This window comes from Salipiger sp. IMCC34102 (assembly GCF_004145405.1).
Taxonomy (GTDB): domain Bacteria; phylum Pseudomonadota; class Alphaproteobacteria; order Rhodobacterales; family Rhodobacteraceae; genus Loktanella.
This window is the reverse complement of record NZ_SELQ01000002.1, coordinates 374,524-398,286: the sequence shown is the minus strand read 5'-3', so window position 1 is coordinate 398,286 and position 23,763 is coordinate 374,524. Positions and strand designations below refer to the sequence as shown.

General features: G+C 67.2%; 23 protein-coding genes. 12 read left to right on the top strand and 11 right to left on the bottom strand.

Translation table 11 applies throughout. From position 1 onward, the window contains the following. Window positions 1-17 precede the first annotated feature (17 nt). From secD to EU805_RS06190, 8 genes are read left to right on the top strand one after another with little or no spacing between them, the layout of a single operon-like run. Window positions 18-1,649 (top strand): protein translocase subunit SecD, encoded by a 1,632-nt coding sequence (secD, locus tag EU805_RS06225; RefSeq protein WP_129763086.1) that lies wholly within the window; start codon window positions 18-20, stop codon window positions 1,647-1,649. A gap of 4 nt (window positions 1,650-1,653) precedes the next feature. Next, window positions 1,654-2,625: a protein translocase subunit SecF gene (gene secF / locus EU805_RS06220; protein WP_129763085.1), complete on the top strand. Its 972-nt coding sequence runs from the start codon at window positions 1,654-1,656 to the stop codon at window positions 2,623-2,625. Beyond that, window positions 2,625-2,978: an Mth938-like domain-containing protein gene (locus tag EU805_RS06215; RefSeq protein WP_129763084.1), complete on the top strand. Its 354-nt coding sequence runs from the start codon at window positions 2,625-2,627 to the stop codon at window positions 2,976-2,978. Before secF ends, EU805_RS06215 begins: the two co-directional genes overlap by 1 nt. Before the next feature lie 2 nt (window positions 2,979-2,980). Then, entirely contained in the window at window positions 2,981-3,595 is a 615-nt protein-coding gene (gene ccmA / locus EU805_RS06210) for a heme ABC exporter ATP-binding protein CcmA (protein WP_129763083.1), read from the top strand. Next, complete coding sequence (gene ccmB / locus EU805_RS06205; RefSeq protein ID WP_129763082.1) at window positions 3,592-4,248, top strand: heme exporter protein CcmB; 657 nt, start codon at window positions 3,592-3,594, stop codon at window positions 4,246-4,248. Before ccmA ends, ccmB begins: the two co-directional genes overlap by 4 nt. 42 nt (window positions 4,249-4,290) lie before the next feature. After that, entirely contained in the window at window positions 4,291-5,022 is a 732-nt protein-coding gene (gene ccmC / locus EU805_RS06200; RefSeq protein ID WP_129763081.1) for a heme ABC transporter permease CcmC, read from the top strand. Then, window positions 5,015-5,155, top strand: coding sequence for a heme exporter protein CcmD (ccmD, locus tag EU805_RS06195; protein ID WP_370318174.1), 141 nt, complete (start codon window positions 5,015-5,017; stop codon window positions 5,153-5,155). The genes ccmC and ccmD overlap by 8 nt, the downstream gene beginning before the upstream one ends. After that, entirely contained in the window at window positions 5,148-5,687 is a 540-nt protein-coding gene (locus EU805_RS06190) for a DsbE family thiol:disulfide interchange protein (RefSeq protein WP_129763079.1), read from the top strand. The genes ccmD and EU805_RS06190 overlap by 8 nt, the downstream gene beginning before the upstream one ends. 42 nt (window positions 5,688-5,729) lie before the next feature. Here the strand turns inward: EU805_RS06190 and EU805_RS06185 are convergent, their stop codons facing one another. From EU805_RS06185 to acnA, 4 genes are all read right to left on the bottom strand, one after another. After that, window positions 5,730-6,848, bottom strand: coding sequence for a C45 family autoproteolytic acyltransferase/hydolase (locus EU805_RS06185; protein WP_129763078.1), 1,119 nt, complete (start codon window positions 6,846-6,848; stop codon window positions 5,730-5,732). A gap of 1 nt (window position 6,849) precedes the next feature. Next, a complete protein-coding gene (locus tag EU805_RS06180; protein ID WP_129763077.1) occupies window positions 6,850-7,995 on the bottom strand; it encodes a PHB depolymerase family esterase in 1,146 nt (381 codons plus the stop codon). Between the two features lie 21 nt (window positions 7,996-8,016). Beyond that, window positions 8,017-8,433 carry a CopG family transcriptional regulator gene (locus EU805_RS06175; RefSeq protein WP_129763076.1) on the bottom strand — a complete coding sequence of 139 codons (417 nt, stop codon included), beginning with the start codon at window positions 8,431-8,433 and terminating at the stop codon, window positions 8,017-8,019. A gap of 135 nt (window positions 8,434-8,568) precedes the next feature. Then, complete coding sequence (acnA, locus tag EU805_RS06170) at window positions 8,569-11,346, bottom strand: aconitate hydratase AcnA (protein ID WP_129763075.1); 2,778 nt, start codon at window positions 11,344-11,346, stop codon at window positions 8,569-8,571. A 237-nt stretch (window positions 11,347-11,583) separates the two neighbouring features. On the opposite strand from acnA, the gene EU805_RS06165 reads away from it, so the two are divergent. Next, complete coding sequence (locus EU805_RS06165) at window positions 11,584-12,279, top strand: thioredoxin family protein (RefSeq protein ID WP_129763074.1); 696 nt, start codon at window positions 11,584-11,586, stop codon at window positions 12,277-12,279. Window positions 12,280-12,340: 61 nt separating this feature from the next. On the opposite strand, the gene EU805_RS06160 is transcribed toward EU805_RS06165, so the two are convergent. From EU805_RS06160 to purB, 3 genes are all read right to left on the bottom strand, one after another. Beyond that, on the bottom strand, window positions 12,341-13,177 hold the full coding sequence (locus tag EU805_RS06160; RefSeq protein ID WP_242494070.1) for a lysophospholipid acyltransferase family protein: 837 nt from the start codon (window positions 13,175-13,177) through the stop codon (window positions 12,341-12,343). A gap of 98 nt (window positions 13,178-13,275) precedes the next feature. Then, on the bottom strand, window positions 13,276-14,325 hold the full coding sequence (locus EU805_RS06155) for a FliG C-terminal domain-containing protein (RefSeq protein WP_129763072.1): 1,050 nt from the start codon (window positions 14,323-14,325) through the stop codon (window positions 13,276-13,278). A gap of 205 nt (window positions 14,326-14,530) precedes the next feature. Continuing rightward, window positions 14,531-15,838 (bottom strand): adenylosuccinate lyase, encoded by a 1,308-nt coding sequence (gene purB, locus EU805_RS06150; RefSeq protein WP_129763071.1) that lies wholly within the window; start codon window positions 15,836-15,838, stop codon window positions 14,531-14,533. Window positions 15,839-15,911: 73 nt separating this feature from the next. Here purB and EU805_RS06145 point away from each other — a divergent pair, with 73 nt between their 5' ends. Both EU805_RS06145 and EU805_RS06140 read left to right on the top strand, forming a co-directional pair. Next, entirely contained in the window at window positions 15,912-16,328 is a 417-nt protein-coding gene (locus tag EU805_RS06145; protein ID WP_129763070.1) for a DUF6314 family protein, read from the top strand. Between the two features lie 67 nt (window positions 16,329-16,395). Beyond that, window positions 16,396-16,995, top strand: coding sequence for a biotin transporter BioY (locus tag EU805_RS06140; protein WP_129763069.1), 600 nt, complete (start codon window positions 16,396-16,398; stop codon window positions 16,993-16,995). Between the two features lie 186 nt (window positions 16,996-17,181). On the opposite strand, the gene EU805_RS06135 is transcribed toward EU805_RS06140, so the two are convergent. From EU805_RS06135 to EU805_RS06120, 4 genes are all read right to left on the bottom strand, one after another. Beyond that, window positions 17,182-18,006 (bottom strand): GGDEF domain-containing protein, encoded by an 825-nt coding sequence (locus tag EU805_RS06135; protein ID WP_129763068.1) that lies wholly within the window; start codon window positions 18,004-18,006, stop codon window positions 17,182-17,184. 70 nt (window positions 18,007-18,076) lie between these two features. Beyond that, window positions 18,077-20,542 (bottom strand): penicillin acylase family protein, encoded by a 2,466-nt coding sequence (locus EU805_RS06130; protein WP_129763067.1) that lies wholly within the window; start codon window positions 20,540-20,542, stop codon window positions 18,077-18,079. A gap of 62 nt (window positions 20,543-20,604) precedes the next feature. Then, window positions 20,605-20,952, bottom strand: coding sequence for a DUF4345 family protein (locus EU805_RS06125; protein WP_129763066.1), 348 nt, complete (start codon window positions 20,950-20,952; stop codon window positions 20,605-20,607). 287 nt (window positions 20,953-21,239) lie between these two features. Then, window positions 21,240-22,277 (bottom strand): extracellular solute-binding protein, encoded by a 1,038-nt coding sequence (locus tag EU805_RS06120; protein WP_129763065.1) that lies wholly within the window; start codon window positions 22,275-22,277, stop codon window positions 21,240-21,242. Between the two features lie 486 nt (window positions 22,278-22,763). On the opposite strand from EU805_RS06120, the gene acuI reads away from it, so the two are divergent. Continuing rightward, the gene (gene acuI, locus EU805_RS06115; RefSeq protein WP_129763064.1) at window positions 22,764-23,747 is read left to right on the top strand and encodes an acryloyl-CoA reductase; all 984 of its coding nucleotides are present in this window, start codon (window positions 22,764-22,766) and stop codon (window positions 23,745-23,747) included. The last annotated feature ends 16 nt before the right edge of the window (window positions 23,748-23,763 follow it).

Here is a 23,763-nt window from a genome sequence, read left to right as displayed (position 1 = left end):
GGCCGGGGGGCCACCACATGCTGCACATATCGCCGTTCCGGCAAGCGTTGATCTGGCTGACGGTCGCGGTCGGCCTTCTGCTGGCCTTGCCCAATCTGTTCTACGACCGGGTCGAGACCCACAACGACGCCATCGCCACCGGGGCGGAGGGCGCGGGCTGGCCTTCCTTCCTGCCGTCGAACCTGGTGAACCTCGGGCTCGACCTGCGCGGCGGGGCGCACCTGTTGGCGGAAGTCAACGTGGAGGACGTCTATGCCTCGATCATGGACGCGACCTGGCCGGAAGTGCGCGACGCCCTGGCTGCCGAGCGCGATACCGTGGGCTTCGTCACCCGCGAGGAGAGCCCCGCCGACGAGTTGATCGTGCGCGTTTCGGACGCCGCCGGGGCGGATCGTGCAGCGGAAATCGTGCGCGGGCTGGCCCGCCCGATCCAGACGCTCACCGGGGCGGGATCGACGGACATCGAGGTCGTGCAGAACGGCCCGGTGCTGACCGTGCGCCTGTCGGACGCCGAGAAGCTGGCCGTCGACGATCGCACCATGCAGCAAAGCCTCGAGATCATCCGCCGCCGTATCGACGAGGTCGGCACGCGAGAGCCGGTGATCCAGCGGCAGGGCGACGAGCGGATCCTGATCCAGGTGCCCGGCGTCGGTTCCAGCGCCGAGATCATCGACCTGATCGGCACCACCGCGCAGCTGACCTTCCAGCAGGTGATCGGCCCCGTGGACGACCCCGACAGCCCCGCGGGCGTGGGCCAGGAAGTCCTGCCCAGCCTCGACCAGGAGGGCATCTACTACATCCTCGACAGCGCCCCCGTCGTGACCGGCGAAGAGCTGGTCGACGCCCAGCCCGCCTTCGACGAGAACGGGCGCCCGGCGGTCAACTTCCGCTTCAACGTCTCCGGCGCGCGCAAGTTCGGGGATTACACGCTCGATCACATCGGCACGCAATTTGCCATCGTGCTCGACGAGGAGGTCATCAGCGCCCCCGTCATCCAAAGCCACATCCCCGGCGGATCGGGCATCATCACCGGCGATTTCTCGGTTCCGGAATCGACCAACCTCGCCGTGCTGCTGCGGGCCGGGGCCCTGCCGGCCTCGCTCGACTTCCTCGAAGAACGGACGATCGGGCCGCAGCTTGGCCAGGACAGCATCGAGGCGGGCCAGCGCGCGGCGCTGGTGGGCGGGCTGCTGGTCATCGTCTTCATGGGAATGACCTACGGGCTGTTCGGGATCTTCGCCAACATCGCGCTCATCATCAACATGGGGTTGATCTTCGGGATCCTGTCGCTGATCGGGGCCACGCTGACACTGCCGGGGATCGCGGGGATCGTTCTGACTGTCGGCATGGCGGTGGACGCCAACGTGCTGGTCTTCGAGCGCATCCGCGAGGAGCTGCGCACCGCAAAGGGGCCCGCCCGTGCGATCGAACTGGGCTACGAACGCGCACTCTCCGCGATCGTGGACTCCAACTTCACGACGCTGATCACGGCCGGTATCCTCTACTACCTCGGCTCCGGCCCGGTGCGCGGCTTTGCCGTCACGCTGGGGTTGGGGATCCTCACGTCGGTCTTCACGGCGATCTTCGTCACCCGGGCGCTGATCGTGGTGTGGTTCGCGCGCAAACGTCCAAAGACAATCGAGGTCTGATCCCATGCGTCTTCGCCTGATACCCGACCAGACCAACATCGACTTCTTCAAGGCGGCGCGTGTCACCTTCGGTGCCAGCGTCGTGGCGCTGATCCTGTCGATCGCGGCCTTCTTCGCCTTCGGCCTGAACTACGGCATCGACTTCCGCGGCGGCACCACGATCCGCACCGAGGCGGTGGAGCCCGTCGACGTCAGCGCCTACCGCGAGGCGCTCGTGCCGCTCGAACTTGGCGACGTGTCGATCACCGAGGTCTTCGACCCCGGTTTCGACGACGACCAGAACGTGGCCTCCATCCGCATCCAGGCGCAGGACGGTGCCGAATCGGTCGAGGCCGAGACGATCGACGCGGTCCGCGCGGCCTTGCAGGAGGTCGCGCCCAGCCTCGAATTCGCGGCTGTCGAAAGCGTCGGTCCCACGGTCAGCCAGGAGTTGATCCGATCCGCCATCTACGCGGTTCTGGGCGCCATCGCCGCCATCGTGATCTACATCTGGCTGCGCTTCGAATGGCAATTCGCGGTAGGTGGCATCGTGGCACTGGTGCACGACGTGGGCCTGACCATCGGTCTGTTCTCGCTTCTGCAGATCCGCTTCGATCTGGCCATCATCGCGGCCCTGCTGACCATCGTCGGCTATTCGATCAACGACACGGTCGTGGTCTTCGACCGGGTGCGCGAGAACCTGCGCAAGTACAAGGTCATGCCGCTGGTCGACGTGCTCAACCTGTCGGCCAACGAGACTTTGAGCCGGACGATGATGACCTCCGGCACGACGCTTCTGGCGCTTCTGGCGCTTCTGGCCCTGGGCGGGGACGTGATCCGCGGTTTCGTCTTCGCGATCACCTGGGGCATCCTGGTCGGGACCTATTCGTCGATCTACATCGCCAAGAACATCGTCCTGATGCTGGGCGTCAAACGCGACTGGTCCAAGAAGAACCCCGCCACCGGCGGTCGCTACGCGGACGTGGAGGCCGACTGATGCGCCTGACCGAGATCACCTACGACAACGCGCGCCCGATCGACGGCTACGGCCCGGGTTTCTTTCGCATCGGGGGGGAGGTCTACGAAGGTCCGGTCACCGTCCTGCCGTCGGGCATCGCCCTTTGGGGCGGATACGACGACACGGAAACGCTGCTGACGCAGGCCGACCTGATCGATGTGCTGTTCCTTGGCACGGGGGCCAACATCGCCCATGCGCCCACCGATTTCCGCCGCACGATGGAGGACGCAGGCATCGGCGTCGACGTGATGGCGAGCCCTGCCGCCTGTCGGACCTACAACGTTTTGTTGAGCGAGGGTCGCCGTGTTGCCCTCGCGCTTCTGCCGATCTGACGGTGCTGCGGGCGACGGATCTCGCCTGCGCCCGGGGCGGCGTGCCGGTTCTGGAAGGTGTCAGCTTCTCCCTCGCTCCCGGCGAGGCGCTGATCCTGCGCGGCCCCAACGGGGTCGGCAAGACGACCCTCTTGCGCACCCTTGCGGGACTTCAGCCGCCGATCGCGGGATCCGTCGACTTTGCCGAGGGCACCGGCGCCTACGCGAGCCACGCCGACGGCATCAAGGCGGCCCTCACCGTGACCGAGAACCTGGCCTTCTGGGCCCGGATCCACGACCGCCCCGTGCCGGAGGCCGTCTTTGGGGCTTTCGACCTTTCCGACTTACGCGACAGGTTGGCGGGGACGCTTTCCGCCGGGCAGAAACGGCGTCTGGGTCTCGCACGGCTGGAGGTGATCGGACGGGCGGTCCTGTTCCTCGACGAGCCGACGGTCAGCCTCGATGCGTTCTCGGTAAAGATGTTCGCACGCTGGATGCGCGAGGTGCACCTGGGGCAGGGCGGCTGCGCCGTCATCGCCACCCATATCGACCTTGGCCTCGACGCGCCGGACCTGAACCTCTCGCCTTTCGTCGCGGCGCCCGATGCGGGCGGCGGCGCGGACGAGGCGTTCCTGTGATCGCCCTCCTGCGGCGCGACCTGGCCCTCGCCTTGCGGGCCGGGGGGGGCTTCGGGCTGGGGCTTGCGTTTTTTCTCATCGTCGTCTTGCTGGTGCCTTTCGGCGTGGGGCCCGATCGCACGATCCTGCAGCCCATCGCGCCCGGGATCCTCTGGGTCGCGGCCCTGCTTGCAGCCCTTCTTTCACTCGACCGGATCTTCGCGCTCGACCACGAGGACGGCAGCCTCACGCTGCTCGCGACCGCGCCCGTCCCGATGGAGGGGGTTGCGGTGATGAAGGCCTTGGCGCATTGGATCACGACCGGTCTGCCCTTGACGCTGGTGGCCCCGCTGCTGGGGTTCTTCCTGAACATGGCCCCCGCCGCCTACCCATGGCTGCTGCTGAGCCTGGCCCTGGGCACGCCGGCCCTCTCGATGATCGGCACCTTCGGCGCGGCCCTGACCGTGGGGCTGCGACGGGGCGGGCTGCTGTTGTCGCTGCTGGTCCTGCCGCTTTATATTCCCACGCTGCTCTTCGGGGCCGAGGCGGTGCGCCGCGGGGCGGAGGCGACCGGCGCGCAGGCCCCGCTGATGCTGCTGGCCGCCGTCACGCTGGGAACCTTCGCCGCCTTGCCCTTCGCCACCGCGACGGTCTTGCGCATCAACCTGAGGTGATGGGGGATTGAGCGCCCGTCCCGCGCCCGCTAGAGGAACCACATGTCGATCTGGGAATACTCCAACCCCAAGAAGTTCATGGACTGGACCGCGCCGGTGGTCCCGTGGACCTTCGGCCTTGCGGCGCTGGCCTGCGGCGCGGGGCTGGTCTGGGGGTTCTTCCTGACACCGGAGGCGGACAAGTTCGGATCGACCGTCAAGATCATCTACCTGCACGTGCCCGCAGCCCTCATGGCGATCAACGCATGGTTCATGATGCTCGTGGCCTCGCTGATCTGGGTGATCCGTCGCCACCACGTAAGCGCACTGGCCGCCCGCGCGGCGGCCCCCGTCGGGATGGTGATGACCGTGATCGCACTGGTGACCGGGGCGATCTGGGGCATGCCCACTTGGGGCACCTACTGGGTCTGGGACCCGCGCCTGACCAGCTTCATGATCCTGTTCCTCTTCTACCTGGGCTACATCGCCCTGTGGGAGGCGATCGAGGATCCCGACACCGCCGCCGACCTCACTTCCGTGCTGTGCGTGGTGGGCTCGGTCTTCGCGATCCTGTCGCGCTACGCGGTCCGGTTCTGGAACCAGGGGTTGCACCAGGGCACCTCCGTGCCGGTCGCCACCGGCGGGCGCACGGTGTCCGACGTCTATTTCGTGCCGCTGGTGCTGTGCATGGTGGGCTTCGGCCTGCTGTTCCTGGCCCTTGTCCTGCTACGCACGAGGACCGAGATCCGCGCCCGCCGGATCCGCGCGCTGACCGCGAGGGCGCATCGTGCCTGAGCTTGGGGAGTATGCTGTCTACGTCCTGACGTCCTACGCCGCGACGCTGGTGTTGCTGGCGGCCATCGTGGGCCTTTCGGTCCGCCGGTCGCGCCGCGTCAAGCGCACCTTGCAGGAGATCGAACGTGGCTAGGGTCTCACCTTTGCTGATCGTCCCGCCGGTGATTTTCGCGGGCCTCGCGGCTTTGTTCTACGTAGGCCTCTACCGCGAGAACGCAGGCGAATTGCCGTCGACCTTCATTGGCCAGCAGGCCCCGGCACTTCCCGAGGAGGCCGTGGCCGGCACGACGCTTCTGACCGCGGAGGACCTCGCGTCGGGAGAGATCACCATCGTCAACTTCTGGGCCAGCTGGTGCCCGCCGTGCCGCGCGGAACATCCGAACTTGCAGGCTCTTTCCGACCAGGGCGTGCGCGTGGCGGGTGTGAATTTCCGCGACACCGGAGAGGACGCCGCAAGCTACCTCGCGGACGAGGGCGATCCCTTCTTCGCCACCGGGTTCGATCCGCGGGGGCGTCGAGCGATCGACTGGGGCGTGACCGCGCCGCCTGAGACCTTCATCGTCGGTCCCGACGGCACGGTCCTCAATCGCTTCATCGGCCCGCTCGTGGGGGACGATTACGAACAGCGCTTCCTGCCGATGCTGGAAGCGGCCCGCGCGGAGTGACGGGGCAGGGGCGGGCGGCCCTTCCGTGCCGCCCGCGTGCCATCAGGCGTATTCGGCGATGTAGTCCTCCACCGAGCGCCCGCGGCCTTCGGCGTAGTCGCGACCGACCTTGACCCAATCGACCCGCGCCGCCGCCGACCAGTCGATCCCGGCGCGCACGCCCGTCGCATCGGTCGCCGCGGCAAGCGTGCCGCCCGCGTAATCGGCCGTCCGCTGGCCTTCCTCGAAGGCATTCAGCGATTGGTCCCAGCGGTCACCCGCGATGGTCAGCGCCAGGCTCAACGCCCTTGGATCGTATTCCGCGGTAAAGAGCGTCCCGAAGCCTTCGCCGTAGCGAGTCTGGATCAGCGGCGCTTCGAGGAAGCGGTCTGCAAGGTCCCGCGCCGGGGTGTCGAGGGCGGACAGGTGATCGTGCCGCTCGGTCGTGCGCGTGAAACCGGGCCGGTCTGCGGGCACGGGTCCGCTTTGGTGGTTGGTGGCAATGGCCTTGTCCATGACCTTGGCCCCGCCACCGGGTGAAAGTTCGACGCTCGCGGTTGCACCGGCGGCATCGGCCAGCACCACGTTGTAGGCCATGTGCGACGGCACGCGGTGCAGGACGGCGAGCGCCTCCTCGACCGTGTCGCAGACCTCCAGCACGTAGCGCAGGATCGTGGTGATCCCGAAACCTTCGCCGCTTTCCGCGCGGCCACCGTAGGCCAGTGCTATGGACAGGCCAGCCGCATTGATCCCGTCGGACAGGCCCCAGAGGAATTCCACCATGCCCATCACGGGACGCCCGGTCCACTCGGTCCGAAGCAGCAGCCCTTCGTTGAGGGTGGGTGACAGATCGTAATTGCGCACCAGTCGCACGTCGTGCGCGTCCGCGACGGCGGCCAGGGAGCATCCGCCCAGATACGTCGGTGGGCACCAGGTGGAAAGGAACTGCCTGGCCCGATCCGAGCCTCCCGCCAGCAGCACCAGCCGGTCGTAGGTCGCCAGAAGCTCCGGCATGTGCCGCTCGAGCGCCGCGCGACAGGCGGCGGGCGTCGGTCCGGCATCGCCGCCGCGGGCGGTGAACCAGGCCTCGTAGGCGGGCCAGGACCGCTCCCACCGGGCCCGCCACTTGGGGCCGGGCGTGGGTTCGGAGACGGCGTCGAAGGTGAGTGTCATGTCGGTCATGTCAAATATCCTTGTCGTCGAAGAAGAAGCGGATCATCTCGGCGCTGGCATCGGGGCCCGCCGCATCGGTGTAGGAGCCCGTAGGCTGCCCGCCCGACCAGGCGTGGCCCAGCCCGTCGATGGTCCAGTGTTCCAGCAGGGTGGTGCCATTGGCATCGGTCGTCGTCTCGACGCGCCAGTCGCGGCCCTTCGTGGTGCCCCTGCGCTCGGTCTGGATCGTCTGGCCGCCAGCGGTGGTCAGCACGTCGCGCCCGATGGTTTCCCCGTTGGAAGGATGCACCGTCGCATCCGCGCTGCCGTGAAAGACGATGGTCCGGGCGATGCCGTTCCGGGGCAGGACCCGCCGGTCGGCGGCGGTGCCCCCCATGGCAGCGAAGGCGGACGGGACGTCGCGCGCGGCCCCGTACGCCAGGCCGGAATGAGCGCCGACGGCGGCGAAGGAATCGCCATGCGTCTCGCCCAGGATCACGGCCATGGCCGCCCCGGCCGAAAGGCCCGCAACGAAGGTCCGCTCGGCACCGATCCCGAAGCGCGCCGCAACCTCCCGGGCGAGGCCCGCCAGGATCGCGGGTTCGCCCCGGTCGCGGGTCTGGTCGCTGCGCTGGAACCAGTTCCAGCAGGATTGCGCGTTGTCGCCTCGCGACTGACGGGGATAGATCACGACGAATCCCCGGGCCTCGGCCAGCGCGTTCATGCCGGTGCCGGCGGCGAAATCCTCTGGCGTCTGGGTGCAACCGTGCAACATCATCACGACGCCGGTGACGGCATCGGCCTTCGCGGGCACGTAGAGCCGATAGTCGCGGCGGCCCGCTGCGTTGGAATAGCTGCCGGTCTCGAATGCGGCCCCGTCGGGAATGACGGGATCTGCCGTCGCGCCGAAGTTGGCCATCGCGCCGCCGGATCGCGTCATGCCCGAAAGGCGGGAGGTCAGGTCGCCGAAGTCCATGTTGGGCATCCGGCTTTTGAGCTGCGCCATGGGATCGGCGGTGTTCCGTGCGGCTGATCGGATTGTCGGAGCCGGGGAAGACCCGTCCCCTCCGGGCATCAGCCCGTGTTGCGCCAGCGTGCGCCGGACGAGGTCGTTGGCTGTGGCAAGACGTGCGTCACCGGTCGCCGGGCGCGGGGCGCCTGCGTTGAGAAGTCTCATGATGTCAGTTCCTTGAAGGAGTTACTTGATTCGGTCGGCGAGGGCCGCCTTGACCTCGGCGCTGGCCTGTAGCGCGCCGAGGACGGTGATCGATCCGATGGTGGCCAAGGCCAGTTCGGGCGTGACGTCGGGATGGATACGCGCAAGGCCCACGACTTTGACGTGCAGCACCTCGTTCGCGGCCCTCAGGGCCTCGAGGTCGGTCACGGAATAGTCGCGCAACCCCAGCTCCATGGTGTGCCGGTCGATGGAACGCGACACGGTATCGCCCTGGGTATCAAGCTGGTTGCGGATCGCGGTGCGAATGAAATCGCTGCGATTGGAATAGAACCCCTCCTGCACCAGCAGGTCGATCCGGCCGAGGTCCACATAGCCCAGGTTGATCGTGATCTTCTCGCTTTCGGGCATCTTGTCCCGAATGTTCCTGACGTTGCTCATCATCCATTCTCCATCCGTGTGGATGGTATATGGCTGTGCGCACGCGCTGTGCAAGGGGAGGGTCGAGAAAAGACGTTCGAACGAAAACGGGCCGCGCAGATCTGCGCAGCCCGTCGGTCGTGATGATGGCCTGGCTCAGGCGGCTTGCGCGAGGTTGCGCAGCACGTAGTGCAGCACGCCGCCATGTTCGACATATTCGATCTCGATCGCCGTATCGATCCGGCACTTGATCTCGATGTCCTTCGTGGTGCCGTCCGCGTAGGTGATGGTCGCGGTGCAGACCTGCTGCGGCTTGACGTCAGAGAGGCCCTCGATCGTGATCTGCTCGTCGCCGGTCAGGTTCAGCGAGGACCGGGTGTCGCCGCCCGTGAACTCGAACGGGATGACGCCGAAGCCCACGAGGTTCGAGCGGTGGATCCGCTCGAAGCTTTCCGCGATCACGGCCTTCACGCCCAGCAGGGCCGTGCCCTTGGCCGCCCAGTCGCGCGAGGATCCCGCGCCGTACTGCTCGCCGGCCACGACCACCAGTGGCGTGTCGTTGGCCTGGTGTTCCATCGCCGCATCGAAGATCGACGTCTGCTCGCCATCCGGCCCCTTGGTGTAGCCACCTTCGACGCCGTCCAGCATCTCGTTGCGGATGCGGATGTTGGCGAAGGTGCCGCGCATCATCACCTCGTGGTTGCCGCGACGGCTGCCGTAGGAGTTGAACTCGCGCACCGGCACCTGGCGTTCCACCAGGTACTGGCCCGCGGGGCTGGATTCCTTGAAGGATCCCGCCGGGCTGATGTGGTCGGTGGTGACCATGTCGCCCAGCAGGGCCAGCATCCGTGCGTCCTTCACATCGTCGATCGCGCCCGGCTCCTTGGACATGTTCTGGAAGTAGGGCGGGTTCTGGACATAGGTCGATTGCGGCGGCCAATCGTAGGTCTCGCTGTCGGTGACCTCGACCGCCTGCCACTTCTCGTCGCCCTTGAAGACATCGGCGTATTTCGACTGGAACGCCTCGCGGGTGACGGTCTTCTCGACCAGCTCGGCAATCTCCTTCTGAGAGGGCCAGATGTCCTTGAGGTAGACGTCGTTGCCGTCCTTGTCCTTGCCCAGGCTGTCCTTGGTGATGTCGACGTTCATGTCGCCCACCAACGCGTAGGCCACCACCAGCGGCGGCGAGGCCAGGTAGTTCGCGCGCACGTCCGGGCTGATCCGGCCTTCGAAGTTGCGGTTGCCCGACAGGACCGAGACGCCGATGATGTCGCCGTCATTGATCGCCTTGCTGATCTCGGGCTCCAGCGGGCCGGAGTTGCCGATGCAGGTAGTGCAGCCGTAGCCCACCAGGTCGAAGTCCAGCGCGTCGAGGTCATCCTGCAGGCCCGCGGCTTCGAGGTACTGCGACACCACCTGGCTGCCCGGCGCGAGGGAGGTCTTCACCCAGGGCTTGCGGGTCAGGCCCTTTTCGCGGGCCTTGCGGGCCACCAGACCGGCACCGATCATCACGTAGGGGTTCGACGTGTTGGTGCAGGAGGTGATCGAGGCGATCACGATGGACCCGTCGTGGATCTGGTAGTTGTCGCCGTGGGGATTGTTGACGTAGGCGCGCTGGTGGTGACCTTCGTCGCCGGGAATCTCCAGCGGTTCGGGCTGGCCGCCTTCGCCTTCCCAGCGGATCTCGGAGGTGACGGTGGTGTCCTTGCCCTCGCGGATGCCCTTGACGTACTTGCCGAACTCCGTCGCCGCCACGTCCAGCGCGATGTGGTCCTGCGGCCGTTTCGGGCCGGAGATCGCGGGCACGACGGTGCCCATGTCCAGCTCAAGCGTGTCGGAATAGATCGGGTCGTAATCGGCGTGACGCCAGAAACCGTTTTCCTTGGCGTAGGCTTCGACCAGCGCGATACGGTCCTCGTCGCGGCCCGTCAGGCGCAGGTACTTCAGCGTCTCGTCGTCGATCGGGAAATAGCCGCAGGTCGCACCGTACTCGGGCGCCATGTTGCCGATCGTGGCGCGGTCCGCCAGCGGCAGGTTGTCGAGGCCCGGCCCGTAGAATTCGACGAACTTGTTGACCACGCCCTTCTCGCGCAGCATCTCGACCACGCGCAGCACGAGGTCGGTGGCGGTGGTGCCTTCGGTCATCTCTCCGGTCAGCTTGAAGCCCACGACCTCGGGGATCAGCATCGAGATCGGCTGACCCAGCATCGCGGCCTCGGCCTCGATTCCGCCGACGCCCCAGCCCAGGACGGCAAGGCCGTTGACCATCGTCGTGTGGCTGTCGGTGCCCACCAGCGTGTCGGGATAGGCGATTTCGGTCCCGTTCTGGTCGGTGTCGGTCCAGACCGTCTGCGCGAGGTATTCGAGGTTCACCTGGTGGCAGATGCCGGTGCCCGGCGGGACCACGCGGAAGTTGTTGAAGGCCTTCTGACCCCACTTGAGGAACTGGTAGCGCTCCATGTTGCGCTCGTACTCGCGGTCCACGTTCATCTGGAAGGCGCGAGGGTTGCCGAATTCGTCGATCATCACCGAGTGGTCGATGACCAGATCGACCGGGTTCAGCGGGTTGATCTGCTGCGCGTCGCCGCCCAGGGCCACGATCCCGTCGCGCATCGCGGCAAGGTCGACCACGGCCGGGACGCCTGTGAAGTCCTGCATCAGCACACGGGCAGGGCGGTAGGCGATCTCGATCGGGTTCTTGCCGCCGTTCTCGGCCCACTTGGCAAAGGCCTTGATGTCCTCGGAGGTGACGGTCTTGCCATCCTCGAAGCGCAGCATGTTCTCCAGCACGACCTTGAGGGCCGCGGGCAGTTTGCTGAAATCACCCAGACCGGCCGCGCTCGCCGCATCGATGGAATAGTAGTCGACCGATTGGTCGCCCACGGACAGCGTCTTGCGGGTCTTGTTGGTATCGGTGCCGACAGTGACGGTCATGGCAATCCCTTTCTGATATGGCTCTCAAGCGACTTAGCCCCGGTTTTGACGAAAGGAAGGGAAGCGCGCAAGAGGGGTGGCGAGATTTCGGCATACTATTGCATACAAATGTGTCCATCTCGCGACGCGCCCAGTTCGCAGGGATGTCGTCAGGGCCACAGTCGTGACAATCTCGATTGGTTGATTGGCACGCGGGTCCCGCCTTGCATAAGACACCCCCACCAACCGGAGAAGTTCATGCGCCATATCCTCACCCCCATCGCGATGCTCGCCGCCCTGTCAGCGCCGGTGGCGGCCCAGACCTCGCGACCGGTGGTGGAACTCTATACCTCGCAAGGGTGCTCCAGCTGCCCGCCGGCGGACCGTCTTCTGGCGGAGCTGATCGAGGCGGGCGACGTCATCGCATTGGCGCTGCACGTGGACTACTGGGATTACATCGGTTGGGTCGACGATCTGGCCGATCCGGCCTACAGCGCGCGGCAACGGGCCTACGCGCGGGCGGTCAAGGCACGGCACGTCTTCACGCCGCAGATGGTGATCGACGGCCAGATGTCGGTGGTCGGCAGCGATCCTGCGGCGCTGGATGCGGGATTGGCGCAGGCGAAGGCGCAGCCTGCACCGGTCGACTTGACCGCGACCCGCGCGGCGGGCAGCCTGCACATCTCGGCCCGGGCGACGGGTGTCGTTCCCGCGACGGCCATCGTGCAGGTGGTGCGCTACGCCCCGTCCGAGACCCGCGTCATCACCCGTGGAGAGAATGCGGGCAAGACGATCACCTACCGCAATATCGTCACCGACTGGGCGGTCGCCGGCGAATGGCGCACCGGAACACCGCTGGAATTGAGCGTCCCGCTCGCCGACGAGAGCCCCGTGGTCGTCATCCTGCAAGGCGATCCGACCGGCCCGATCCTGGCGGCGGTCGAGCCGAACTGAACCGGCTCCACTTGGACGGCCCCGGGTCCGGGGCAACCGATGCCGCACGCGCCGTGACCGGTCAGCGCTTCGACTGTTTCCACCGGCGGTGCACCCAGAACCATTGTTCCGGATGTCGCTCGATCCGCGCCTCCAGCCGGGCAGTCGCGGCGCGCATCATCTCGTCCGGCGGACCATGGGGGATCGGGGCATCGACCTCCACCCGGAACGAGACCCCGTCGGCCTGCCGGATCCCGAAATAGGGGATCATCGCCGCGTCGAAGCGCACCGCCATCTCGGCGGCGGAGAGCGAGGTCATGGCGTCGCGGCCCAGGAAGGGGATCGGGACGCCTTCGTGGACCATCACGTCGAACAGCAATGTGCCCAGCCCGCCGGACTTGAGATGCCGCGCGAAGCCCATGGTCCCGCGACTTCCCTGCGCGAAGACCGGCCCGCCCCAGCTTGTCATCGTCTCGCGGTAGTGGGCGTCGATCTGGGGGTTGGCCATCGGCCGGTAGAGGCCCCCGATGGTCAGGCCCCTTTGCGTGAGCACGTGGCGCGGGGCCTCGAAGTTCCCGAAATGCCCGGTGACGAAGATCACGGGCCGCCCCTGTGACACGGCCTCCTCGAGTGCCGCGACACCCGGACCTTCCGGCGTCGTCCCGGACAGGCGGGCGCCGAATTCGACGTGCGAGTAGTTCTCGATCAGCGTCCGGCCGAAGTTGTCGCAGACCTGCCGCGCGCGTTCGCGCCGCTCCGTCGCGGTCAGTTCGGGCCGGATCAACGCGAGATTGGCCTCGGCACGAGCACGGTAGCCGCTGAGCGGTCCGACGACCCGCGCCATGACACGCCCCATCAGCGCAAGCCGTGTCCCGTAGGGCAGGCGACGCAGCCCCCATAGAACCCCACGGAGGGTCATATCCTGCAGGCGATGGGACAGTCGGCCGTCGTCAGGGGCAAGGGAACGGGTCATGCCTTGCGATACCGCTCCCGGCCGGTGGTGAAAAGGGCCCTGCGTCAGCCGTCCTTGGGGGCCTTCAGCCGGATCGTGCCGGCGTCGGCCTGGTCGCGTATCACGGCGGCAATGGCACCGACCGCGTCTTCCCCGTCAGAGGTCGGGATTTCGCCCATGTCGTCCCCGGCATCGCGGATCTGCTGGGCCATGCGCTGGCTGAGACCATTCAGCAGGAAGTCCGCGGCTTCGCGCAACTGTCCACCTTCCGCTATCGCGAAGGCCACGCCGCGGGCCAGTTCGGTCGGATCCACATCGCGCAGGCAGCCCGGCACGTCGAATTGTTCCAAGCGGTCGGGGATATCCTCGAAGGTGAAGATCGCGCGGCGCACGTCGGTTGCGAAGTCGCGGTCGGCCTCCTCGAGGTCTCCAAGCATCGTGTTGCGTGCCTTGGAGGAGGAGGAATTCAGGATATCCCCCATCCGGGCCGAGGGGGCCTTGCCGAAGGCCGGTTGCCGGAGCGATCCGTAGCTGGCCGCCAGCGCCTGGCCGATCCGCGTCACCGCCACCGGGGCGATATCGCCGGTGGTCTTCACCGCCACCGCGATGCGCCGCGCGCGTTCGCCGGGCAGGGCGCCCAGCAGGCGCGCCGCCCGTGCGACGGGCAGTTTCGACAGAAGGACCGCGCTGACCTGCAGATCCTCGGTTTCCAGGATCTGGCGGATCGTGGCGTCGTCGAGGTTCAGGACCGTGCCCCAGCGTTCGACCTGGCCGCCGCTCTCGATCTTCTCGCGCAGGGTCGCCAGCAGTTCGGGCGAGATCAGGTCGCTCATCGCCTCGAGCGTGGCCAGGGGATCGCCCGGCGCGCTGAGCCCGATGGCGTCCAGCAGCGCCACGAACTCTTCCGCCACGGCGTTGACCGTGTCGCGGTCCACGAGCCGGATCGCCGCGATTTCGCGCGTCAGGTCTTCCTGTATGCGTTCGGGCAGGCTCGACAGGGCCAGCCGGTTGCCGTCGTTGATCAGCAATTGCACGATGATCGCAGCCTTGCGCTGCCGCGTGAGCTGCTGGGGCGGTGTGCCCGCGTCGGGAGAAGGGAGGTCAGCGTGATGCATGCCCTCCGCTAGGGAATCTTCGTGAACGATCCCTGAACGCGAGCGCCGCGACGCGGCAGAAATCTGCCCTCGCCCATGTCAAGGACCGGACGGGAGGCCTTGGCGCGGCCATGCCTCCCGGCGGTTTGTTGCCTCCGGGCCGCAAGGTTCAAACGTGGCGCTGGCGGCGCATGGAGTGCTGCGGTCGGACGCGCCGGGCGGAATGTCACGCGTCGCCGAAGACCCGCTTGAAGATCGTGTCCACGTGCTTGGTGTGATAGCCCAGATCGAACTTCTCGCGGATCTCGTCTTCCGACAGGGCGGCCCGCACGTCGTCGTCGGCCAGAAGCTCGGTCATGAAATCCCGGTCTTCCTCCCAGACCTTCATCGCGTTGCGTTGCACCAGCGTGTAGGCATCCTCACGGCTGACGCCCGACTGGGTCAGGGCCAGAAGCACGCGCTGCGACATCACCAGCCCGCGGAACTTGTTCATGTTGTCGAGCATGCGCTGCGGGTAGATCACCAGCTTCTCGACCAGCCCCGCCAGCCGGTGCAGCGCGAAATCGAGGGTGATCGTGGTGTCCGGGCCGATCGCGCGTTCGACGGAGGAATGGCTGATGTCGCGCTCGTGCCAGAGCGTCACGTTCTCCAGCGCAGGCGTGACCGACATCCGGACGAGGCGCGCAAGGCCGGTCAGATTCTCCGTCAGCACCGGGTTGCGCTTGTGGGGCATGGCGGAAGAGCCCTTCTGACCTTTCGAGAAGAACTCCTCGGCCTCCAGCACCTCGGTGCGCTGCATGTGGCGAATCTCCGTCGCGATATTCTCCATCGAGGAGGCTATGACGCCCAGCGTGGCGAAGAACATCGCGTGCCGGTCGCGGGGGATGACTTGCGTACTGATCGGTTCGGGCGTCAGGCCCATCTGCGCGCAGACGTGTTCTTCCACCGCCGGGTCGATGTTGGCGAAAGTGCCCACCGCGCCGGAGATCGCGCCGGTCGCGATCTCCTCGCGCGCGGCGACAAGCCGGCGGCGACCGCGGTCCATCTCGGCGTAGAAGCGCGCGAAGGTCAGGCCCATGGTGGTGGGTTCGGCGTGGATGCCGTGGCTGCGCCCGATGCGCACCGTGTCCTTGTGTTCCATCGCACGCGCCTTCAGCGCGGCCAGCACCCGGTCCAGCCCTTCCAGCAGCAGGTCCGCGGCGCGGGTCAGCTGCACGTTCAGCGTGGTGTCCAGCACGTCGGAGCTGGTCATGCCCTGATGGACGAAGCGTGCGTCCTCGGACCCGATGTGTTCGGCCAGGTGGGTGAGGAAGGCGATGACGTCGTGCTTGGTGACGGCCTCGATCTCGTCGATGCGGGCCACGTCGAACTCCACGTCCTTGGCCTTCCAGACCGCGTCCGCGTTTTCCTGCGGGATCGTGCCGAGCTTTGCCATCGCATCGCAGGCGTGGGCCTCGATCTCGAACCAGATGCGGTACTTGGTGGCGGGCTCCCAGATGGCGACCATGTCGGGGCGGGAATAACGCAGGATCATGCGGGAGGCCTTTCGGGTTGGCAGCGGGGTCGCGCGCGTCATACTGGGGTGCGGCGAATTTGGAAAGGTGGCCATGCCGGAACTCGGCGACTTCGAAGGGGATTGGCGGCTTGCGCGCCTGATCGACGACCGCCTGGCGGGGCAAGAGGGCCGGTTCGAGGGCCGCGCGCGCCTGACGGCGGCGGGCGACGGCGCGCTTGCCTATGTCGAGAGCGGGACGCTGCATCTTGGCGCGGCCCCGCCCCTGCAGGCAGAACGACGCTACATCTGGCGCGCGCAGGACGGTCGCATCGCGGTCTTCTTCGCGGACGGTCGGACCTTCCACAGTTTCCGTCCCACGGGCGAAGGCGCGGGAACCGACCACCCGTGCGGGGCCGATTTCTACCGCGTGGCTTATGATTTCAATGACTTTCCTCGGTGGACGACCCGATGGCGCGTGAGCGGTCCACGCAAGGACTACGAGATGCGCACGACTTACCTGCGTGCGTGATGCCTTGCGCCGCGCGCGTGGCTGCGCCAAACATGGGTGAAGTTTCAATTAGGACGGAGGGGCGGCAATGGCGCTCACGATGACGGACAAGGTGCTGGGGGAGACCTTCGGCGCGACCGAAGGCACCGCGTTGCGGGTCAAGCAGGCGGTGATGGTTGTCGCCGGGATCGCGCTTCTGGCGCTTGCGGCGAAGATCAAGATCCCGATGTGGCCCGTGCCGATCACGATGGGCACCTTCGCGGTCCTGACGCTGGGGGCCGCATACGGGCCACGCCTGGGTCTGGTGACGATCCTGGGCTACCTGATCCTTGGTGCGCTCGGGCTCGAAGTCTTCGCCGGATCGGGTGCCGAGGCCGCGGGCCTGAGCTACATGATGGGCGGCACCGGGGGCTACCTTCTGGGCTACGTGTTTGCCGTGGGCCTGCTGGGCATGGCCGCGCGCGCGGGCCTCGATCGCAGCGTCGGCGGCATGGTCGCGGCGCTGGTCGCGGGCAACGTCGCGATCTACGTCCCCGGCGTGCTGTGGCTGGGCGTGCTCTACGGCTGGGACCAGCCGCTCATGGCCTGGGGTGTGACGCCCTTCCTGGTCGGCGACGTCCTGAAGCTGGCCCTTGCCGCCTTGCTTGTGCCCGGCCTGTGGAAGCTGGTGGGCGACGCCCGCCGCTGAAAGGCGTGCGCGCTTACGGGGCCAAGCCCGGCGGTCAGACCGACCGCCGGGCTTTTTCGTGAAAAGGCCCGGTGCATTGCGGCGCATCCGGTCCTCAACGTGCGGTCGCAGCTTGATGTCACACGCGGTGAGGCGCGGGCGCGCTGCCGCTGCCTCTCCCCAACGAAGCGGCCGTCATTCCATGCGTCACGCACCCGCACCGGTCGCCCTGTGGGCGCTCCGCTCGTAAGATTTCGGGGACAGGTTCGGTGCCGCTTCGTGGAAGCGCGCGGCCGATCGCGTCAACCTGGCGCCACCGGCGATCTTCGAGCGGTAGAGCGCCGCGTCCGCTTCGCGCAGCATGTCATGGGGGTCGAGATCGGGATCGAAGACCACGACCCCGGCCGACAGCGTAAGCGATCTGGTCGGACCCTCGTCCTGCAAGCCGAAGCACAGGTTCGGGCAAAGGTCGGTTTCGATCGCGTCGATCGCGGACCGGGCCGATGCGCCGGTGGCCAGGACGCCGAACTCCTCCCCCCCGATCCGCGCGAAGAGAAGCTCCGGTCCCGCCCGGCGCCGCATCCAGTCGGCAACGGCCAGAAGGGCCCGGTCGCCCGCATCATGGCCGAGCGTGTCGTTGATCGTCTTGAACCGGTCCGCATCGAGGATCGCGAGATAGCCGCGTGCGCCCGTCCGCCGACTTTCCGCGATGCCGTCGAAGAAGGCCCGGCGGTTCGGCAGGCGGGTCATGGGATCGGTCGCCGCCAGATTGGCCAACCGTGCATTGGACTGGCGCGCCACGGAAAACCCGAACATCAGCAACAAGATGAAAGGGGTCGAGGTGCCGAAGATGATCGCGACCCGAACCGGTGTTTCATGCAGGATCGTGCCGGTCAGCCCGTATTCTAAGGCCACCGAGATCACATAGATCAGGGCATTGAACGCCATGAACTTCAGCAGCGCGCTGATCCGCCCCGTCGGCGTCGCCAGACGCAACAGGACGAGAGGTATATCGCGCAGCGAACGGATCATGGGTCCTGCTAGACAAAAAATGTTACCAAAAGGTTAACACGTTCACAGCGGTCCGACGCGGCAGCCGTCGTCAGCGGACCTCCGGCATCAACGTCAGCGTGCCGAGGGCCGCCGCGCGCGCCAGCGCCGGGTCGAGGGACATCGGCACGTATTCCCCGCGCCGCCAGAGCTCGCCCAGGTTGTCGTAGTAGCGCGACAGGAAATGCCCGGACTGGCCGGTGGCCGTCACGTAGACCGAGCTGTCGGGATCGGCGAAATCGTAGACCCCCCGGTAGCCGGCCGCGTGGACGTTGCGGAACGGGTGCGGTCCGGTTCCCGAGGTGCGCCCGCGCATCAGCGTGTTGTCGCCGCCCGAGGTCGATTGCCGGATGTTGACGAACCATTGCAGCACCGGCACCTCCCCGAGCGTCGGGTGGTCGTGGGTCGCCTGGTGGGCATCGCCCCAGCGCAATGCCTCGATGTTGGTGCCGTAGGTTTCGTCGATCCATTGCAGCGCATCGTCGAGCGCCAGCCGGGCGATCTGGGTGCAGGTCTCCTCCGGAGCCGACTGGGCCACGTCGCACCAGGCGGCGGCGCCGCCCACGTCGCGATAGACCCGCTCGATGAAGACCGGATCGACGTGGGTGAACTCCTCGGCCAGCGGGCCCAGCTCGTCGCGGATCAGCCGGTCCTGCAAGGCGCGGATCCAGGCCGCGTAGATGAGCGGCTCCGGCAGGTGCTCGTTCATCTCGCCATTCCAGTCGGCCAGCAGCGACAGGGCGATCTGGCGGCGGCGTTCGGGTGTGTTCTCGGGCGCGGCTTCGCCGGTGAACCACAGGTCGGCGCCGATCAGGGGCAGGAGCGACCGGGCGGTGAAGCTGACGGTGTCGAGTTGCGCCTCGATGAAGCTGTCGCGCGTGTGGACCTGGCGGCTTTGCATGAGCCGCCGCCAGCGATTGATCCGCTGCGTATCGCCCCAGCGGAAGCTGACGTGATCGGGGAAGGGCCGGTCCACGGTCTTGTTGTTGGTATTGCCCAGAATCCCGCCCTCGGGGGCTATGAACTCGGGGTTGGTGTCGTAGGGCATCCGCCCGTCCCAGCGGTTCTCGGGCAGGTAGCCGTAGGACGGCATGCGCCCTTGGCTTTGATGGGCGGGATCGCGGCGGGGGATGACTCCGATGGTCTTGAGCGCCACGTCCGTGCGATCCGCCAGCGTCAGGTTCTGGGCCGGTGCCATGTAGCTTTCGGCCGCGTCGATGGCGGCTTCGATCGTGCGGGCCCGCATCATCGCCATCGCGGCAGAAACCGACGGGTCCGACCCCGACAGCGCCGTCCAGGACAGCGAGGCCACGTGCCCCGGCGGGGTGACGGTGCCCACCTCGTAGACGGGACCGGGCAGGACGGGGCCATTGTCTGTCCAGCGCAGCCGCAGAGTGATCGCGGGCGCGCCCTTGACGCGCACGATGCTGTCGCGGCTGCGAAAATCGGCCCAGCCGTCGGGCGTGCGGTACTGCCCGGGATTGTCGGGATTGACCTCTTCGAGGTGAATGTCCTGATCGTCGACGTAAGCGGTCGTCACGCCCCAGCCGATGTCCGCGCTGCGACCCGACAGGACCACCGGCAGGCCCGGGATCGTGGCGCCGATCACGTCGCCGGTTTCGAGTTGCAGCCGCGCGAGGTACCAGATTCCGGGGGCGGTCAGCCCCAGGTGAGGATCGTTGGCCAGCAAGGTCGAACCGGCGGCGGCCCTGTCGATGCCCGCCGCCCAGGCGTTCGAGGCACCCGAAAGCTCGTGCGATTTCACCGGCGACAACGGGTCGTCGAAGGCCCTTGCGCTGCGCAGGCCCGGCTCCACCCCGTCGATCATCGCGCGGTATTCCGGCAAGGCCGCGATCCCGCGCGAGGGATCATCGGGCAGGATGTCCGCCAGCCGCTCGGGCGGGACCATGAGGGACGTGCGCGCGCGCAGCACTTCGCTGCTGGCGTGGCCCGAGAGTTGCAAGGCCATCAGCTTGAGCACCGCGATGCTGTCGGCGGGCTGCCAGGGGGCGATGGCGTGGTCGAAGATCCACATCTCCGGCGCGCCGCGTCCGTGGGCGCCCGAGTTGATCTCTTCCAGCCAGGCGTTCACGCCATCGGCATAGGCCTCCAGTGCGGAGGTCGTCTGCGCGTCCTGCGTCTCCACCGAGGAGACGGCCAGATTGTAGAGGTCGAGCCTGCGCAACAGATTGTCGATCGACACGGTGCGCGGCCCGAAGAGTTCCGACAGGCGGCCCTGGGCGGTGCGCCGCAGCATCGTCATCTGCCACAGGCGGTCCTGCGCATGGGCGTAGCCCAGCGCGAAGTAGGTATCCTCGTCGGTCTGGCCGAAGATATGCGGCACGGCGGCGTTGTCGCGCACGATCTCGACCGGTGCCGTGATGCCTGCGACCGTGTGGGTGCCGTCGATGTCGGGCAGGGAGCGCGAGGCGAAGTACCACACCAGCACCAGTCCCCCGAGAACGACGACGAACAGGACGGTCGCGAGCCGCAGGAGCCATCGGAAAAGTCTTGCCATGTGGGTGCCTCGTCGCTGCGGTTGGCCTCGTGTCTAGCCAACCGCGCGCGTGGAGGAAAGCGTCACAGGTTGATCGCGATGGCCAGGAGTCCCACGACGGCCTCCACCGCGAAGAAGATCCACTTTGAACGGCTGGACCCGTCCAGCACGATCGAGGTCAGCCGTCCGACCGCGCCGCCCCCCCATGCGAAGCCGATCGCCGCATAGGCGCCGGGCAGGCCGGTAAGCAAGGCGCCAAGCCCCAGACCCACGAAGAGCGCCCCCGAGGCCGCGCGGACCTCTGACACGCCCATGGTGCTGTCGTTCTTCGTGGCGAGGTCGAGCTTGTCCATCGTGTAGCGCGGTGCCAGCCAGCCGAGTGCGCCGAAGCCGATGGACAGAAGGGCCAGCAGGATGTTGATAAGGTCCATGGAAAGCGTCCTTTGTCACTATGCGTTCCGTCGGAAGCTAGTTCGGCGGGAGGGACTGCCCAGCCGGGGAGGGGCTCTACCCCCCGTCCCGCGGACGTCCCCCGTGGTATCTCGGGCTTAAAGAAGTCCGGGCGCGAGGCCGCACGGCCGCGAGTGGGGCCTCGATGCGGGCGTGCGTGAGAGCTGCCTGGCGTGGATTGGGAGGCGGCGATCGCGAATCCGGGTGGTACGAAAAAGGCGGCCCTCGTGAGAAGGCCGCCTTGTCATTCCCGGTCTGAAGGGTGGGATCAGAAGCCGGCCTTGATCAGCTCGAAGGTCTCGGCTTGGCGTTCACGCATCTCGTTGCTCATCGGCAGCTGCGCGAGCACCGGAACGGCGATGGGTTCGAGCCCGGAAGCGGCGAGGTCCTCTTCGCTGACCACCTCGTTGAGGGCGACGGCGTTCGCCGATCCGAACCCTTCGGCCAGCAGCGGCTCGACCGAGGCAGGCGCCAGCATCGCGTTAAGGTAGTCATAGGCCCTGTCCTCGGACCCTTGCCCGTCGGACAGGTTGACGTAGCCGCACAGCCAGAGCGACGAGCCTTCCGCCGCTTCGCGCTGGAAGCCGATGGGGCGATTTTCCTCGACCATCGTGGGATAGGTCTCGTTCCAGGCCCAGCTTACGAGGATTTCGCCCGAGGCCATGAGCTGCGCCAGTTCCGCGGGATCGGTCCAGTAGGTGCGCAGGTTGGGGTGCACCTCGCGCAGCCAGTTCGACGCGGCCTCGAATTGCTCGTCGGTGGCGTTGGTCCAGTTGTCCACGCCGGTCGCGAGGTAGGCCAGTGCATAGGCGTCGTCGACGTTGTCGGGCAGCGTCATGCGGCCCGCGTAGGCGGGGTTCTGGAAGACGTTGAGCGAGCTTACGTCCTCGGCCGGCACCTCGTCGGGGTTGTAGGCGATGGCGGTCGAGCCGAAATCGGTCGGGATGAAGTAGACATCTTCACCCGCGGCCACGTCCTCGCCGGTGAGGTTGCTGTCGAGATCCTCGTAGGCGTCGATCCGGCTGGTATCCCAGGGATCGAGGATCCCGCTGTCGGCCCACTTGGTGACCGATCCCGCGCAGATGTGCGCGACATCCGCCTGGAAGCCGGAGCGGATCTTCTGGAAGGCCTCGTCCTCGTCGCCGAAGAAGGTGAAGGACGGCGTGTCGCCGTTCTTCTCGATGTAGCCGGTGTGGAAATCGGGATTCTCGAAGCCCGGGTAGTCGAAGACCAGAAGGCTATCGTCCTGGGCCGCCGCGGCGGAGGCGAGGGTGATGAGGGCGGTGGTGCACAAGATGCGGTTCATGATGGAAGTCTCCCGGTTGAATGGTCTTGTTGCGGGGAATGCTAGGGCTGCGCGCCGCGCCGTTCAAGCGTCAAGGCGCCTCATCGGGGGGACCCGCCTGACGGGGAAGGACCTGCGATTGCAAGGTGCCGTGGCGGCTGTGCTCACTGGAGTTGCCATGTCGTCGATCGCGATCGGGTTTGCCCCCGGTGTTCGGGGCGCCCAAGAGGTGTTTTCAGGCAGGACGCCGCTTGATCCGCCGGGCGAGATGGGCCTTGATGGCGGGCGGGGTGTGTGTCGCTCCGACCTGGAGGAGACCATCGCGTTCGCAGCATGCGCCCGGTTTTTTGCGGGGAGGCGCGGCGGTGCGAAGCAGGCGGCGCTTACCGGTGAGGCTGCTTGCGATGAAAAGATGCTGTGCGAGCCGTTGCGGAGGCAGGGCGGGACGGCACTGTCGGAGCCTCCGGCGGGAGTTTGATTTGCCAGATGAATGAAGGGAGAGATGCGATGTTCGACGCGGTAGTGGTGCGAAAGGGCGATGACGGGAAGACCTCGGCGCAGGTCGAGCAGCTTGAGGTCTCCGACCTGCCGGAGGGCGAAGTTCTGGTCTCGGTCGAATATACGACCGTCAATTACAAGGACGGGTTGTGCATCGGGTCGGGCGGCGGCCTCGTGCGGACCTATCCGCACGTGCCGGGCATCGATTTCGCCGGGACGGTCGAGGAGTCCTCGGACGATCGCTATGCCCCGGGCGACAAGGTCGTGCTGACCGGCTGGCGCGTGGGTGAGGCGCATTGGGGCGGTTACGCGCAAAAGGCGCGGGTGAAGGCCGACTGGCTGGTCCCCTTGCCAGAGGGGCTGACGACGCGGGCCGCGATGGCCGTGGGCACGGCGGGCTTCACCGCAATGCTGGCGGTCATGGCGCTGGAGGATCGGGGGATCAAGGCAGGTCCGGTGCTGGTGACCGGCGCCTCCGGGGGGGTGGGGTCGGTCGCGACGACGATCCTGGCGGGCCTCGGTCACCGGGTGGCCTGCGTGACCGGTCGGCCCGAGAGCGCCGACTACCTGCGCGACCTGGGGGCGGCCGAGATCGTGGCCCGCGACGAGATCAACGAGACGGTGAAGAAACCGCTCGAAGGCGAGCGCTGGGGCGGCTGCGTCGACGCGGTGGGCGGCGCCATGCTGGCGCGAGTGCTGGGTCAGATGGAATATGGGGCCTCGGTCGCCGCCGTGGGGCTGGCCGGCGGGGCGGATCTGCCCGCGACGGTCATTCCCTTCCTGCTGCGCGGGGTCAGCCTGCTGGGGATCGACTCGGTCCTGCAGCCCTTCGAGAGTCGGCAGCGAGCCTGGGAGCGGATCGCGCGGGACCTGCCTTTGGACAAGCTCGACGCGATGATCCAGCCCGCGACGCTTTCGGATCTGCCGAAGCTTGGCGCGGAGATTCTCGACGGACAGGTGCGCGGGCGCGTCGTCGTGGATGTAAACGGCTGAAAGCGTCGATTTTCGT